Annotated in this window: 15 protein-coding genes; 2 read left to right on the top strand and 13 right to left on the bottom strand. The window is 49.3% G+C overall.

The features are described 5' to 3' along the window. Positions 1–18: 18 nt before the first annotated feature. The 6 genes from ACXAFQ_RS16140 to rlmN form a co-directional block, all read right to left on the bottom strand. A complete protein-coding gene (locus ACXAFQ_RS16140; protein ID WP_474824449.1) occupies positions 19–639 on the bottom strand; it encodes a YfgM family protein in 621 nt (206 codons plus the stop codon). Positions 640–686: 47 nt separating this feature from the next. Then, positions 687–1,958: a histidine--tRNA ligase gene (gene hisS / locus ACXAFQ_RS16135; RefSeq protein ID WP_474824448.1), complete on the bottom strand. Its 1,272-nt coding sequence runs from the start codon at positions 1,956–1,958 to the stop codon at positions 687–689. Between the two features lie 99 nt (positions 1,959–2,057). After that, positions 2,058–3,179, bottom strand: a complete 1,122-nt coding sequence (gene ispG, locus ACXAFQ_RS16130; RefSeq protein ID WP_474824447.1) for a flavodoxin-dependent (E)-4-hydroxy-3-methylbut-2-enyl-diphosphate synthase — start codon at positions 3,177–3,179, stop codon at positions 2,058–2,060. Positions 3,180–3,181: 2 nt separating this feature from the next. Next, a complete protein-coding gene (gene rodZ, locus ACXAFQ_RS16125) occupies positions 3,182–4,171 on the bottom strand; it encodes a cytoskeleton protein RodZ (protein ID WP_474824446.1) in 990 nt (329 codons plus the stop codon). Positions 4,172–4,188: 17 nt separating this feature from the next. Then, complete coding sequence (gene pilW, locus ACXAFQ_RS16120) at positions 4,189–5,286, bottom strand: type IV pilus biogenesis/stability protein PilW (protein ID WP_474824445.1); 1,098 nt, start codon at positions 5,284–5,286, stop codon at positions 4,189–4,191. 27 nt (positions 5,287–5,313) lie between these two features. Further along, positions 5,314–6,432, bottom strand: a complete 1,119-nt coding sequence (gene rlmN / locus ACXAFQ_RS16115; protein ID WP_474824444.1) for a dual-specificity RNA methyltransferase RlmN — start codon at positions 6,430–6,432, stop codon at positions 5,314–5,316. Between the two features lie 408 nt (positions 6,433–6,840). On the opposite strand from rlmN, the gene ACXAFQ_RS16110 reads away from it, so the two are divergent. Beyond that, positions 6,841–8,979 (top strand): M3 family metallopeptidase, encoded by a 2,139-nt coding sequence (locus ACXAFQ_RS16110; RefSeq protein WP_474824443.1) that lies wholly within the window; start codon positions 6,841–6,843, stop codon positions 8,977–8,979. 197 nt (positions 8,980–9,176) lie between these two features. Next, a complete protein-coding gene (locus ACXAFQ_RS16105) occupies positions 9,177–10,178 on the top strand; it encodes an NADP-dependent oxidoreductase (RefSeq protein WP_474824442.1) in 1,002 nt (333 codons plus the stop codon). Positions 10,179–10,312: 134 nt separating this feature from the next. Here the strand turns inward: ACXAFQ_RS16105 and ndk are convergent, their stop codons facing one another. The 7 genes from ndk to sufC form a co-directional block, all read right to left on the bottom strand. After that, the gene (ndk, locus tag ACXAFQ_RS16100) at positions 10,313–10,744 is read right to left on the bottom strand and encodes a nucleoside-diphosphate kinase (protein WP_070125710.1); all 432 of its coding nucleotides are present in this window, start codon (positions 10,742–10,744) and stop codon (positions 10,313–10,315) included. 165 nt (positions 10,745–10,909) lie between these two features. Next, positions 10,910–11,323, bottom strand: coding sequence for a SufE family protein (locus ACXAFQ_RS16095; protein WP_474824571.1), 414 nt, complete (start codon positions 11,321–11,323; stop codon positions 10,910–10,912). A 22-nt stretch (positions 11,324–11,345) separates the two neighbouring features. After that, positions 11,346–11,867, bottom strand: a complete 522-nt coding sequence (sufT, locus tag ACXAFQ_RS16090; protein WP_474824441.1) for a putative Fe-S cluster assembly protein SufT — start codon at positions 11,865–11,867, stop codon at positions 11,346–11,348. 24 nt (positions 11,868–11,891) lie between these two features. Beyond that, positions 11,892–12,248 carry an iron-sulfur cluster assembly accessory protein gene (locus ACXAFQ_RS16085; RefSeq protein ID WP_474824440.1) on the bottom strand — a complete coding sequence of 119 codons (357 nt, stop codon included), beginning with the start codon at positions 12,246–12,248 and terminating at the stop codon, positions 11,892–11,894. 12 nt (positions 12,249–12,260) lie between these two features. Then, positions 12,261–13,478: an aminotransferase class V-fold PLP-dependent enzyme gene (locus ACXAFQ_RS16080; protein WP_474824439.1), complete on the bottom strand. Its 1,218-nt coding sequence runs from the start codon at positions 13,476–13,478 to the stop codon at positions 12,261–12,263. Continuing rightward, entirely contained in the window at positions 13,475–14,734 is a 1,260-nt protein-coding gene (sufD, locus tag ACXAFQ_RS16075) for a Fe-S cluster assembly protein SufD (RefSeq protein WP_474824438.1), read from the bottom strand. The genes ACXAFQ_RS16080 and sufD overlap by 4 nt, the downstream gene beginning before the upstream one ends. Then, complete coding sequence (gene sufC, locus ACXAFQ_RS16070; protein WP_474824437.1) at positions 14,731–15,492, bottom strand: Fe-S cluster assembly ATPase SufC; 762 nt, start codon at positions 15,490–15,492, stop codon at positions 14,731–14,733. Before sufC ends, sufD begins: the two co-directional genes overlap by 4 nt.

Below are 15,492 nucleotides of genomic sequence, written 5' to 3'. Positions count from 1 at the left end.
ATCCGATACCTCTGTTTTTTATTTTGCGGCAGCAACTGGCAGATTATCCAGTTTCATTTCAAGCAGCATGTTACCACTGTTGGCTTCCAGCGCTTCTGAGTAAGCCATACGCGCATCATCAAATTTTTCCTGAGCAACCAGAATGTCACCTTTGACTTCTTTGACTGCACCTTCAAACGCTGGGTCCGTAATATCTTTCAATGTACTCAGCGCGGCATCTGCATTGTCCTGCTCGAGTTGAATGCGAGCCAGACGTAAAGACGCCACAGCGGCGAGATGTTTGTCACTGGTGGTATTCTTCACTTTTGTCAGTGTGTCAGCCGCTGCGGTAAGCTCGTTAGCACTCACTGACTGCTGAGCGGCTACCAAACCTGCAATGGCAGCATAGCCGGTGCTGTCCGTTTTATCGATGAAGCTCACCAGCTTATCGTCATTACCATCAGCTTGAATCGCTTCAACAGCTGCCTGATATTCTGCAGATGCCAACTCTTTCGATTCGCGCTGGGTGTCAGAGTAATAACGCCAGCCCCACAGGCCGCCGAGACCAATAACAGCACCGATAACGATGGCTGCACCGTTATCTTTCCAAAACTTTTTAATCGCTTCTACTTGTTGTTCTTCTGTGGCGAATTGTTCCATGTTTAAACCTCTGAATATTCTTCTTTGCTGCCAGTCTGATGCAGCGATTAATTCACTAATCCGGCTAGCTTCTCGGCCAGTGCTGACAGTGCAACGGTTTCTTGCTCGCCGTCACCACGCAGTGGTTTTACCGTAGCCAATTGTTTGTCCGCTTCGTCACTGCCAAGCAGAACGGCAACGGTTGCGCCGGTTTTATCCGCACGTTTTAGCTGCTTCTTAAAGTTACCGCCGCCGCAATGCATCATTATGCGCAATTCAGGACAGCTATCTCGTAACTGTTCAGCTACCGTTAATGCATAAGCTTCAACGCCCATAGACGTGACATACACATCAGCGGCACGATTATCTTCGTCGGTGGCTTGCAGTGTGGTCAGTAGCAATACTAATCGCTCCATCCCCATGGCGAAGCCTACCGCTGGCGTCGCTTTGCCGCCCAATTGTTCAACCAGACCATCATAACGACCACCGGCACATACGGTGCCCTGCGCGCCCAGACTCTCTGTGACCCACTCGAAAACCGTGCGGTTGTAGTAGTCTAAACCACGTACCAGTCGTGAATTAACCTGGTATTGGATACCTGCTTGCGTTAATCGTTCACATAAATTTGAAAAATGTGTTTTTGATTCTTCGTCAAGGTAATCCAGCAGCGAAGGCGCATCGGCAATGGCGGCTTGAACATCAGGATTTTTGCTGTCGAGTACACGCAGTGGATTGGTTTCCATACGACGCAAGGAGTCTTCGTCGAGCTTGTCAGCGCGGGCTTTCAGGTATTCTACCAGCGCATCGCGGTAATTCTGGCGTGCTTCATTTGAACCCAGGGAGTTAATTTGCAACGTAACCTGATCGCTGATACCAAATGCTTTCCAGATACGCGCGCTGAGTAAAATGACTTCCACGTCGATGTCTGGCCCGTCGATACCATAAGTTTCAACACCGAACTGGTGAAATTGACGATAGCGACCTTTTTGCGGGCGTTCATGGCGGAACATGGGGCCCATGTACCATAAACGTTGCTGCTGGTTGTACAGCAGGCCATGCTCATTACCGGCACGCACGGTGCTGGCGGTGCCTTCTGGACGCAGAGTCAGGCTATCGCCGTTTCTGTCCTCGAAGGTATACATCTCTTTCTCAACGATATCAGTGACTTCACCGATAGAGCGCTTAAATAAATCCGTACTTTCCACAATGGGGGTACGAATTTCCTGATAACCGTAGTTCGCCACAACCTGGCGCAGGGTGGATTCCACTCGCTGCCATGTACCAGACACTTCTGGCAGGCAGTCATTCATTCCACGGATTGCCTGAATAGTTTTAGCCACCTGAAATTCTCATCAAACTGATAGTTAAAAGCCCCGCATTATAGGGGCTTTAACCTGAAACAACAATCTTCGCCGGAACCAGTGCCGACGATACTTCTTTTACGATTCTTTTACTGACACATCGATACGGTTGGCCTCATCCAATCGCGCCGCTTTGGCGCGAATACGACGCTCGAGTTGGTCAACCAAATCATCGTTTGCCAGACGTTCGCGCTGACGCTGTCCGTCTTCGTAAAAACCGCTCATGTTACGGGCGCCGGTTAAGCCAAGGTCAGACACTTCAGCCTCACCCGGACCGTTCACAACGCAGCCGATAATAGACACATCCATTGGCGTGAGAATATCTTCAACACGCTGTTCTAACGCATTCACCGTGCTGATCACATCAAATTCCTGACGGGAGCAGCTCGGACAGGCAATAAAGTTGATACCACGAGACCGAATACGCAGGGATTTGAGGATATCGAAACCCACTTTGATTTCTTCCACGGGATCAGCCGCCAACGACACCCGTAATGTATCACCAATCCCCTCAGCCAGCAGCATACCAAGCCCAACCGCACTTTTTACTGCACCCGCACGCTGACCACCGGCTTCCGTAATGCCCAGGTGTAATGGCTGTTCAATTTGCTTCGCCAGTAAGCGATAAGCTCCCACGGCAAGGAACACATCAGACGCTTTAACACTTACTTTAAACTGGTCAAAATTCAGCTTATCGAGAATGTCCACGTGGCGCATGGCGGACTCCACCAACGCTTCTGGTGTTGGCTCACCGTATTTTTCCTGCAGATCACGCTCCAGTGAACCACCGTTTACACCAATACGAATGGGAATATTCTTGTCTCGGGCACAATCGACAACCGACTTCACCCGCTCCAGATTACCAATATTACCCGGGTTAATACGCAGACAATCTACACCGTACTCCGCCACTTTCAGGGCGATTCGATAATCAAAGTGGATATCAGCAACCAGGGGAACCGTCACTTGCTTACGGATTTCTTTAAAGGCTTCTGCGGCATCCATGGTCGGTACAGACACGCGAACAATTTCGCCACCTACCGCTACAATACGATTAATTTGCGCCACGGTTGCTGCCACATCCGTGGTTTGTGTATTGGTCATTGACTGCACGGCAATTGGCGCACCATCGCCAATGGGCACATTCCCCACATTTATCCGAATGGACTTTCTGCGTTTGATGGGACTTTCAGTAAACATGATTAATCCTGCATTGGTAACGAGAAGCGCGCAATCCTGCCATTCTGGAATGCGGAAATATCTACGGCTTCTCCATCAAAGGTAATACTTACACCTTCAGGTGCACCCAAGGTCACTTTAAACGGTGCCTGGCCACTCACCGGCATCACCCGGCCTGCAGCTTTTACCCCATAGGCAATGGCTTCGCCTGTGGCGTCTTCAATATTAATCCAGCAATCTTCGTCGAAGGTAAACACCAGGTCGACCACGTCGCCGTATGTTGCGTTCAGTGTTTCAACGGCGACTTCCTGGCTCTGGGTCACAGCGTCACTGACAGCGGTTTCGTTTGTATCGTTGCTGTCGGCGGCGTCTTGTTCAGGGGCGTCCATTTCTGCATTATTTGCTTGTGCTGCGGCAGGTTGATTCACCGTGTCTGAAGATGCCGATTCGGTAGCAATCGCGGACTCAGTAGAAGACGATTCAGGTTCAGTGGGCACTTTTGAAGCAACTTCAGGCGTATTACGCTGCTGCGACGGCAGAACCACCGTATTCTGCGTCTCTTCTATAGTGTCATTATCGAGTACAGAGCCGATATCCGATTGCTGATACCACCAGGCCACAAACGCAGCTAACAGTAAAAAGAGAATGACCCAGGTCACCATCATCCACCGATCATCATGGGCCTGTTTTGCCACCCGTTTTGAGAAACTTTGTAGCTTCGCTGGCGGTTTAGTGGTGGTATGAATACGATTAAACTCTGCCAGCACGACGTTTTCATCCAGCCCCAATTGCTTGGCGTACATGCGAACGTAGCCTTTTGCGAAGGTTGCTGACATCGTGTCGTCGAGATGATCGTTTTCAATATCCTGAATATTTTTCAGTTTCAGAAATATCTTGTCAGCCATTTGCTGCTGAGAAAGCCCCGCTTTTTCACGGGCATTGCGCAGCATTTCTCCCGGCGTGGGCCGGCTTTCAGTATTCTTTTCGTCAACCTGACTTTCTTTTGAACTCATTAGAAACCCTGTCAGTGTTACTGGCGTGGAGACAAACGTAAACGCATGCCTACTTCGATGTCTCCCGGATCAGCGAGATCATTCCATTCCTGGATCCGAGCCATTTTAAGATTATATTTCAACGATATACGATAGAGGTTTTCACCTCGTTGCACGACGTGGTAGCGCACACCGTTTTCTGAACCGCTATTCTGCGGACTCTGCTGCGAAGAAGCAACCGCGGGCTGTTCTGCCGACACCTTTGCTTGTGCAGGCGCTACTGCTGGCTGATTCGCTGGTACCAGGGCCTTGGCGGTCTTTGCAGTTGGCGTCGGTTTGGGTTTCACTCGGCGCACTACCTGCGCTTCCTCATTGGCCCGCTTAATGACTTCACTACGATAAGCCAATGCAGCTTCGCTCTGGGGATACATGGTTACCAGCATCTCGCCGTAACCTTCAGCAGTGTCTTTATCGCCAAGTCCTTCAGCTATAGCTATGGCTAATTGTATAGACTCAGGACTCACGCGGGACACACGCTCGTAACGACGCATGGTGGCTTCCGCTTTCACCCACTGCGCTGTTTTCACGTACAAGTCTGTGAGCATGAAAAGGCTTTGTGTGCGTCCAGGCTGATGATTCAGGGCACTATTGAGATAATTGATGGCAGCATCGGTTCTGCCTTCTTGCAAGGCACAGATAGCCATATTTTCATAGGTTTCTGCAGAGCCCGCGTATTGAAGATTATCGAGGGCTTTTTGAAAGAAGGTTTCTGCTTTGTCGTATTGCTTACGCTGACAAAGAAACGCACCGTAACTGTTGGCAATTTCTGCATTGCGCGGTGCAAGGGTCATTGCGTCGTCGTAGGAATCTTCGGCACGTTCCCACTCTTCTACAGTTTGATAATAATAGGCAAGAGAATAATGGGCATCAGCATAGCGAGGGGCAAACTCCAACGCTTTGTCGAGGTTTACTTTTGCCTGCTGATAGTTCCCATTCTTCAAATACGTCAGACCCAGCGAAATGCGTGTTTTCGCCGCCTGTTCCATATCGAAATCATCGCCGTTCATTGCGCCCGGCTGATTCTGACTAACACATCCTGTTAATGCAATAACGAGAGCGAGTACGCTTAATCGCATGAAGCTCCTACCTCTGAAGTCAATTCGCTATTGCGCCATTTTTACCGAAATCGCTTCACCTTTCATCTGTTTCTTCAACATTCGTTTCGTTCTGTCTTTCACATCGCCTACTAATTGACCACAAGCGGCATCAATATCATCACCTCGGGTCTTACGCACCACCACAGTAATGTTGTAACTCATTAGCACTTTTGCAAAGCGGTCGATGCGAGAATTGCTCGAACAGAGGTACGGTGATCCGGGATACGGATTAAACGGAATAAGGTTAATTTTACACGGCGTATCTTTCAGAACCTTGGCTAACTCGTGAGCTTGGTTGGTACTGTCATTGATGTTCGACAACATCACGTATTCAACGGTAACCTTGCCCTGATTTGCCTTCGACTTGCTCAGGTAACGACGCACACCAGCCAGGAATGTTTCAATGTTGTACTTTTTGTTGATAGGTACAATTTCATTGCGCAACTCGTCAGTTGGCGCGTGAAGCGAGATAGCCAACGCCACGTCAATCTGGTCGCCCAGCATATCCAAAGCAGGTACAACGCCTGAGGTACTTAATGTCACACGGCGCTTAGACAACCCAAAGCCGAAGTCGTCGAGCATCAGGTCCATTGCTGGTACCACGTTCTTCAGGTTTAACAGTGGTTCGCCCATGCCCATCATTACCACGTTGGTGATAGGACGCTTGGATGAGTCTTTTGATAAGCCCAGAAAAGTCGCCACACGCCATACCTGACCGATAATTTCACTTACCGACAGGTTGCGGTTAAACCCTTGCTGAGCCGTTGAGCAGAAGGTACATTCAAGGGCACAACCTACCTGAGAAGAAACACAAAGCGTGGCGCGCTCAGTTTCCGGGATCCAAACCGACTCGACTTCCTGTCCCCCATCAAGGGTAAGCGCAAACTTAATTGTGCCGTCTGACGCTTCCTGGTAATACGCAATTTCAGGCGCGACCACTTCGGCATGTTCAAGGAGTTTGGCACGCAGGTTTTTGTTGAGGTTACTCATCTCATTAAAATCGCTGACACCCTGCTGATAAATCCACTTCATCACCTGATCAGCGCGGAAAGGCTTCTCCCCCATTTCGGCGAAAAATTCCCGTAAGCCTGCACGGTTAAGATTTAAAAGGTTTGTCTTTGCCATAAATTGTCGATGACCCCAAGGTTCTGTCGTATTCAAATTCAGTGAGTGCAAGACACAGCATCTACCACTTTTAAAAGCGTGATGAGTTTTCCGTTCCGGTCGATTTGTCTTCCATGAAATGCACCGGGTTACCACCCGGCGATGTCGGCTGCGTGAGAAGAGAACGAACGCCTCGCCAACAGGACTGACTTGCACAAATTTTAGCCGCGCATTCTACCATAGCGACTGTGGCGAAGAAAGCGATGAAAACGGGCTAATCGCGATAAACCTACGGTTACCCGAGACTGCAGTCATTGTAGGTAAGCGGGCCCATTGCTAGAGTAATGCTGGAATAAACCAGATAACGGGAACACTCCCGCATCACAACAACAACCCGGAACAGAATCCGGGGCATATTTGGAGAACCTAATGCGAAAGTCACTGATGGCGACAGCCGTTGCTGCAGCACTCGCCTTAACGGCCTGTAGCCCTGCGAAAGAAGAAACCAAACAGGCTTCATCCCCTACAGCGAGTACTGAATCTGTGAAAACTGAGAACGTTCTGTTGAAACCCAGCACGCTGGATTATCAAACCCCTGATTTCGACAAAATCACGACCGAGAACTACGAGCCTGCCTTTGAACAAGGCATGAAAGAGCATGCTGCAGAAATAGATGCTATTGCTGCCAGCGAAGAAGCCCCCACTTTTGAGAATACGATTCTGGCCATGGAGACCAGTGGCGAATTGCTTAACCGCGTTGCAACGGTATTCTTTAACTTGTCGGGTATTATTTCCGACAGTGAAATTCAGCGCATCGAAGCAGAAATGGGACCTAAGCTTACCGCACACAGCGACAGTATCTTTTTAAACCCTGCCCTGTTTGCAAAAGTGAAAACCGTTTATGAAAACCGCGAATCACTGAGCGCTATCGATAAACGCTTAACTGAAAAAACCTACGAGCAATTTGTTCGCGCGGGTGCCAACCTGACTGACGATCAAAAAGCGAAAGTCCGTGAAATCAACGGCGAAATTACTAAGCTACAAACTGAGTTTTCTCAGAACATCCTGGCTTCGTTTAAAAACGACACCATTTTAGTGACTGACGAATCTAAGCTCGCCGGCTTATCAGACGGCGACAAAGCCGCACTAAAATCTGCTGCAGAAGGTGCGGGCAAAGAGGGATATTTGATTACCCTCGTCAATACAACCCGTCAGCCTGTTTTAACTAGCTTAGAAAACCGCGAACTGCGTAAACAAATCTGGGAAAAATCAGCCAATCGCGCCATTGATGTAAACGGCCCAATCATCCTCAAGTTGACGCATCTGCGCGCTGAGAAAGCCGCGTTGTTAGGCTACGAGAATTGGGCGTCTTACACCATTGAAAATCAGATGGCGAAGACCCCGGAAAACGTGTTTAAGATCCTTGATGATCTGGCGCCACAAGCCGTCGAGAAAGCCAAAACAGAAGCTGCTGACATTGAAGAAGTCATGCATGCTGATGGCGTGAAGGGTGATGTTCAACCTTGGGACTGGGCATACTACGCCGAGAAAGTGCGTAAAGCGAAATACGATCTCGACGACAGTCAGGTTAAGCCTTACTTTGAACTGAACTCAGTGTTAGAAAACGGTTTGTTCTTTGCCATGGAAAAACTCTACGGCATTACATTCAAAGAACGTTTTGATCTGCCCATGTACGTGGAAGATGCCCGCCTATTTGAAGTGTTCAATGAAGACGGCTCTAACATCGGCCTGTTCTACTTCGACCCTTATGCCCGTGAAGGTAAAAACGGCGGCGCGTGGATGAGCGAATTTGTCACTCAATCGTTCTTGAACGGTACCAAGCCAGTGGTCATTAACGAACTCAACATCGTGAAACCGGCTGATGGTGAGCCAACCCTGCTTTCCTTCGACGAAACCTCTACCCTGTTCCACGAATTCGGACACGCTGACCATGGCCTGTTTTCACAAGTGAAGTACGCTAGTCTGGCTGGAACATCAACGGCCCGTGACTTCGTAGAGTTTCCGTCGCAGTTTAACGAAGACTGGGCTATCGATCCGGCCGTATTGGCGAACTATGCCAAGCACTATAAAACCGGTGAACCTATTCCTCAGGCACTGCTGGATAAGATGATGAAAGCTGTGAGCTTTAATCAGGGCTTCAACACCGTTGAATATCTGGCAGCTGCCCTGCTAGACATGGAATGGCATATGATCGGCGCAGACGAAGAAATTACCGACGTTGCCGCTTTTGAGAAAGCCGCACTGGAAAAACACGGTATTGACTATGCGCCGGTACCACCACGTTATAAATCAGCTTACTTCAGTCATACATTCGCGGGCGGCTACTCGGCCGGGTACTATGCCTACCTGTGGACAGAAGTATTGGCAGCCGATGCATTTGCACACATGGCAGAAAATGGCGGCCTGACCCGTGAGAACGGCGACTTGTTCCGTAAGGAAGTGCTGTCAAAAGGCAATAGCGAAGATCTGATGCAGAACTACGTGGATTTCCGCGGCCAGGAACCTACCGTCGACGCGCTACTGAAGCGTCGCGGTCTGAAAGACTAAGGCCGTTAAAGACTAAGCATTTAGCCCAAAAGTTAGGCTAAATGCATAACCCTACAAGACGAGGCATGATGCCTCGTCTTTTTGTTACGACAAACTTAATCGCGTTAGCGCCACCGATTCATCGATGAGGAACTTGAATATGTCCTCTATCGCCTACATTCACTCTCCACAGTACCCCAAAATATGTGGAGACATGCATGACAAATCATAAAGAGATTTTACTCGTCAAACGCCCCGGTGAAGACAAGCAAATTGGTGAACATTTGTTTGAGGTGGTAGAACGGGACACCCCGTCTGCCGGCGATAACCAGATCCTGGTAAAACAAACTTATATGTCTTTAGATCCGGCCATGTTGGGCTGGATGGCTGAAGACCGTGAAAGCTACATACCTCCGGTGGAGCTTGGCGAGGTAATGCGTGCTAGTGGCGTGGGTAAAGTGATTGAATCGAAGCACCCAGACTTCGCTGAGGGCGACTTGGTGATGGGTATGATGGGTTGGCGAGAATACCTTGTCAGCGATGGTAAAGGACTTAACAAATTACAGCCAGGCATTGACGAACAAACCGCCCTGTGTGTGTTTGGCTTGCCGGGACTCACTGCAACCCAGGGCCTATTGAATATTGGCAAACCTAAAGCCGGAGAAACCCTGATTGTTACCGGTGCTGCGGGCTCGGTGGGCAGCATTGTTGGGCAAATAGCCAAAGCAGAAGGCCTTCGCGTTATTGGTGTAGTGGGTAGCGATGAAAAAGCAGATTGGATAGTGAATGAACTCGGCTTTGATGGCGCGATTAATTACAAGACTGATGATTTGAAAAGTACATTGAAGTCGCTTACTCCCGACCGCATTGATATGTTTTTCGAAAACACCGGCGGCCCCATTCAACATCATATTTTCAACCGCCTGAATGAACATGCTCGCATTGTAGTATGCGGTATGATTGCCGATTATCAGGCCGATGAGCCGGCTCCGGGGCCAAACTGGATCCCGCTTATAAAGAAACGAGCGAGTATTCAGGGTTTTGCCATGCCGGACCACCTGCACAAGGCCGGCGAATTAGTACAGCAGTTAGCGCCCTACGTGCAGAAAGGTCAAATAAAGTATCGCTCCCATATGCTTGAAGGACTCACCAGCGCCATGGATGGATTGAATTTACTCTTTGAAGGTAAGAATACCGGTAAGTTAATGGTGAAGCTTTGATGCATTGAACATTTAATTGGGCAAGATTATCCGTAGAGAAATCTCCCCTGAACCACACTGTAAATAAACGAAAGGCCTGTCAGCTCACACTGACAGGCCTTTCTTATATTTCTTCGCTTCCGCGTCGTTAAAAATTAACGAGTGCGTGGGCAGATTTCTTCGTCAGAGAAGAAGTACGCGATTTCGCGAGCAGCAGATTCTGGTGCATCAGAACCGTGTACTGCATTTTCGTCGATAGACGCTGCGTAATCTGAACGCAGAGTACCAGCAGCTGCATCAGCTGGGTTGGTTGCGCCCATGATTTCACGGTTTTTAACTACCGCATTTTCGCCTTCCAGAACCTGAACCATTACTGGACCAGAAGTCATGAAGTCTACCAGGGCGCCGAAGAAAGGACGCTCTTTGTGTTCTGCGTAGAAACCTTCAGCTTGTTCTTTGCTCAGGTGCAGCATTTTAGATGCAACGATGCGCAGACCAGCAGTTTCAAAACGGTTGTAAATTGCACCGATAACGTTTTTAGCTACCGCATCAGGCTTGATAATAGAAAATGTACGCTCGAGAGCCATTCTTCTGTCTCCAATGAATCATTAAAATTTTGGCCGCGAATTATAGGCAATTCCCGGGCTGTTGACCAGAGGGAATCGTCAATCCCTTCCCTACACGATAACATGACTGATTATTGTAGCCATGGGTTCGTGAACGAAGTGTGACAAGCCCCTGAATTAGTTGGCTTAGTTGATAGAACGCTTAGCCAATTCCTGGATTTTGGCGACTATGGCACGCAGGCCGTTTCCCCGTGTCGGCGTAATATGCCGCTCTAAATCCAGTTCAGTAAAATACTCGTCGATGTCGAAATCGAGAATTTGTTTCGGTGTTTTATTGTTATATGCCGCCATTACCAGTGCCAGCAGGCCCTGAACGATCACCGCGTCACTGTCTACCGAGAACTTAACCAGTCCGTTTTCAACACGTGATTCCAGCCATACACTGCTCTGACAGCCTTTCACCAGTTTGTCCGGCGTTTTAGCATCTTCAGGCAGACCATGAATAGATTTACCTAAATCGATAATGTACTGATAACGTTGTTCCCAGTCATCAAAAAACGCCAAATCGTCAACGATATCCTGGGTGCTGGGGAGAGACATTGTCATTGGAGACCCTTCTGTCTTAGAAAAATAAACCGGCTTCGAGCTGAGCTTCCTCGCTCATTTTATCCCGTGACCAAGGTGGATCGAACACCAGCTCTACCTTTACCTCACTCACGTTGGGCACCATACCTATGCGGTACTCCACATCGCCCACAAGAACAGGCCCCATACCGCAACCGGGCGCGGTGAGCGTCATATCTACCGCGACGGTCTTTGCTGCTTGATCGATAGCAACATTATAAATAAGGCCTAACGAAACAAGGTTGATTGGGATCTCAGGATCGTAGATGGTTTCCAGCGCGTCCCAAACCTGCTGCTCGCTGATGTTGCCGTCTTCCGGTGTTGTGAAATTAAGCACCATAGGTTCACGGCCGATGGCATCGGCATCGGTACCGTCGATACGATACATATTGCCACGCCAGGTGATGGTGTAGTTGCCACCCAACTCCTGTGTGATGGTAACGAATTCGCCGCCGGGGATCGTTGCGATTTGACCGGCGGGGACAAGACGGGCTTTGCAGTCACGTTCCGTGACCACCATTTTTTGCGCTTTTGCCAAAATAAATTAACCGATATTGAAGCTTTCGCCGCAGCCGCATTCGTCCACGACATTGGGATTATTGTACTTGATTACGCCGTTGATACCTTCCTGCACGTAATCAATTTCAGTGTTGCGTACAAATTTTATCGCATCCTGAGCAACCGCCACAGTCAATGCGTCGCTGGCTGCAACCAGTTCATCATCACTTTCAGGCGCATCAACTAAGTCGAGTACATAGGCATAGCCTGTACAACCGCTGACTTTAGTAGACAGACGAATAACACTGCCAGGCTTTGAAGACACTTTCTTTTCAAAATGCTTCACTGCACTGTTGGTTAATGAGATAACCGTGGTGGATGGAACAAACGTTTCTACAGACATGTTGCCTCCTGCTTAAGCAAGCATCATATTCGCCTTGCGAAGTGCGTCATACAGTTTGTCGACTTCTTCAAGGGTATTGTAAATAGAGAATGACGCCCGTGCGGTGCCTGGAATACCGAACTTTTTCATTAATGGCTGCGCACAGTTGTCACCGGTACGAATGGCTACGCCCTGACGATCGAGAATGAACCCCACATCAGCGGGATGGGCGTTGCCGAGCATAAAACTCATCACCCCGGCCTTTTTCGGCGCCGTGCCAATGATACGCATACCGTCGATAGACGACGCCTGCTCATGTGCCGAAGCCAATAACGCTTGCTCATGAGCCTGTACTGCGGCTAAATCCAGTTCTGAGAACCAGTTTACCGCTGCGCCAAGGCCGATAACACCAGCAATATTGGGAGTACCAGCTTCAAGGCGGTTAGGCAGTTGTCCCCAGGTAGCATCCTGGTAGGTGACATCGGCAATCATTTCGCCGCCGGTAAGCCATACAGGCCAGTTTTCCAGTACTGATTTACGGCCCCACAGTGCACCAACACCGGTTGGCGCAAACAGTTTATGACCAGAAAATGCATAGAAATCACAACCAATTGCCTGCACATCAACACCGCCATGAGCGATACCCTGAGCGCCGTCAACCAGCACCAGCGCATCCACCGCTTTGGCTTTTGCGGTTAGTTCCTTGATCGGATTAACCGTGCCTAAGGCATTTGACACGTGGGGGAACGCGACTAAGCGCGTTTTATCGTTCAGCAGTGCACTGAAAGCGTCTACGTCGAGCTCGCCGTTTTCGAAAATTGGCGCGACTTTCAGTGTGGCCCCAGAAACCTTACAGGCTTGCTGCCAGGTAACCAGGTTGGCGTGGTGTTCCATTTCAGTAACGACCACTTCTTCACCGGCTTTCAGCAACTGGCCTAGGCCACGAGCCACCAGGTTGATGGCTTCAGTAGTACCTGCAGTCCAGATAACTTCTTCACGACCGTTGGCATTAATAAATGCCGCTACGTCGTCCCGGGCCTTTTCGTAGCGACGGGTCGCTTCGTCAGACAAGGAATGTGCACCGCGATGCACATTGGCATTGGTGGTGGTGTAAAAGTCGATAATCGCGTCCAGCACCACCTGTGGCTTCTGCGTAGTCGCAGCGTTATCAAGATAGACAAGCGGCTTGCCGTCTATCTCGCGCTGTAAAATCGGAAATTGCGCCCGCAGGGCCTTTACGTCCAGAGTCATTTCACTTCCATCTGGGAAAAACGTTCACTGAGTTTTGGCAGTAACCAGTCTGCGATAGCTTCTTTTGGAATTTGGGTAACCAATTCCTGAATAAAACCAAAGTTCAGCATAACCAGTGCCTTACTACGCGGAATACCACGGCTGAGCATGTAATACAATGCGGTATCGTCGATTTCGGCAACGGTGGCACCGTGGGCACATTTCACGTCGTCGGCGTAAATCTCAAGCTCTGGCTTAGTATTAATCAGTGAGCGACGAGATAACAGCAGATTACGGTTGTTCAATTCAGCCAGGGTTTTCTGCGCATCACGATGAATATGAATACGACCGTTAAACACGGCGCGGGCACCATCACCCACGATACCACGGGCGTTTTCTTCCGACGTACCATTCGGAACAGCGTGCTCCAGATTCGTGTGCAGGTCGAACAGCTCGCCTTCGGCCAGCAGATAAATCGCATTCATTTTTGCATTTGCGTGCTCACCGGCATGCCAAACGTCGATATCTAATCGGCTCAATTCGCTACCGTAGCCAACCAGCGTGCTGTTCAGGCTGGCTTCTTCACCTAGCTTGAAATGGCTACCACCAATCTGTTTCGCTTTGCCAGTAAACAGTGCAAAACGGTAGTGCTCAAGGTGCGCGTGGTCAGCAATGCTGTATTCAGCAAACGCGGTAGTCAGACTATCTGCACTGCCCTCGCCGTGTTCCATGACCGTCAGCTTTGCTGCTTCGCCTAAGCGAACCAGTACGCGAGTGTGTGCATCGCCCGTTTGTGTGCTGAGGTTAAGCACACGAACAACGGGTTTAATTTTCGCACCCGCGGCTACATCAATGAATACACCTTGTTTAGCAACAGCATCGTTCACCAAACCAAAAGTGTGGCGAGCAGGTTTTATCTTGGCAAAAATGCTTTTGATAGCTGCCTGTTCATCATCACCGGCCTTTTTCAGTGATTTGATTTTCAGGCCTTTAGGCAATGACAGTTCACTGATATCTGTGACCAGTTTACCGTCAGCAAATACCAAATCGATGGTGTCTAGCTTGTCGATTTGTGGCACTGCAGGTTCGTCAGAAACCTTCGCTTTAATTGCTTTACGTTTTTCAACGCTAGTCAGCGGGGTAAAGCGCCATTGCTCAGCCCGTTTACCTGGCCAACCCTGCTCCTGCAGCGCTGCCAGTGACTTTTTACGTTGTGAAGAAAGGAAGTCAGAAACATCCTGAGCGTTGTCAATGACTTGTTCCAGCCATTGGCTCATGCTTCACTCTCCTCGTATTTTTTACCTAAGAAAGCGTAACCGTTCTTCTCCACTTCCAGCGCCAGAGACGCATCGCCGCTCTTGACGATTTTACCGTCGGCCAGAATGTGAACGAAATCCGGTTTGATGTAGTCAAGAAGACGTTGATAGTGGGTAACCACGATGAAGCTACGCTTATCGTTGCGCTGACTGTTCACGCCGTCAGCCACTACCTGCAGGGCGTCCACGTCCAGACCGGAATCTGATTCATCAAGAATACACAGTGATGGCTCAAGCAAAATCATTTGCATGATTTCGTTACGCTTTTTCTCACCACCAGAAAAGCCTTCGTTCACACCACGCTTAAGGAAATCCAGCGGCAGTTGAACCTGCTTGCAGGCTTCTTTGGCTTTTTTGAGGAATTCTGCGGCAGTCAGTGGCTCTTCACCACGTTGTTCGCGCATCGCATTAACCGATTCCTTCATGAATTCCATGTTAGAAACACCCGGAATTTCTACCGGATACTGGAATGCCAGGAATAGACCTTCACGGGCACGCTCTTCTACGTCTAAATCCAGTAAGTCTTTACCGTTCAGTTCTACCGCACCGTCAGACACTTCGTAGCCATCACGGCCAGACAGTACATAGCCCAGTGTGGATTTACCCGCACCGTTAGGGCCCATGATAGCGTGTACTTCACCTGGACCTATTTCCAGATCAAGACCTTTAATGATGGTCTTTTCTTCGACGCTGGCATGTAGATTAGAAATTTTTAGCAT

This window comes from Alteromonas sp. ABH2_165, assembly GCF_056159945.1.
This window is presented reverse-complemented; position numbering and strand designations above follow the sequence as displayed.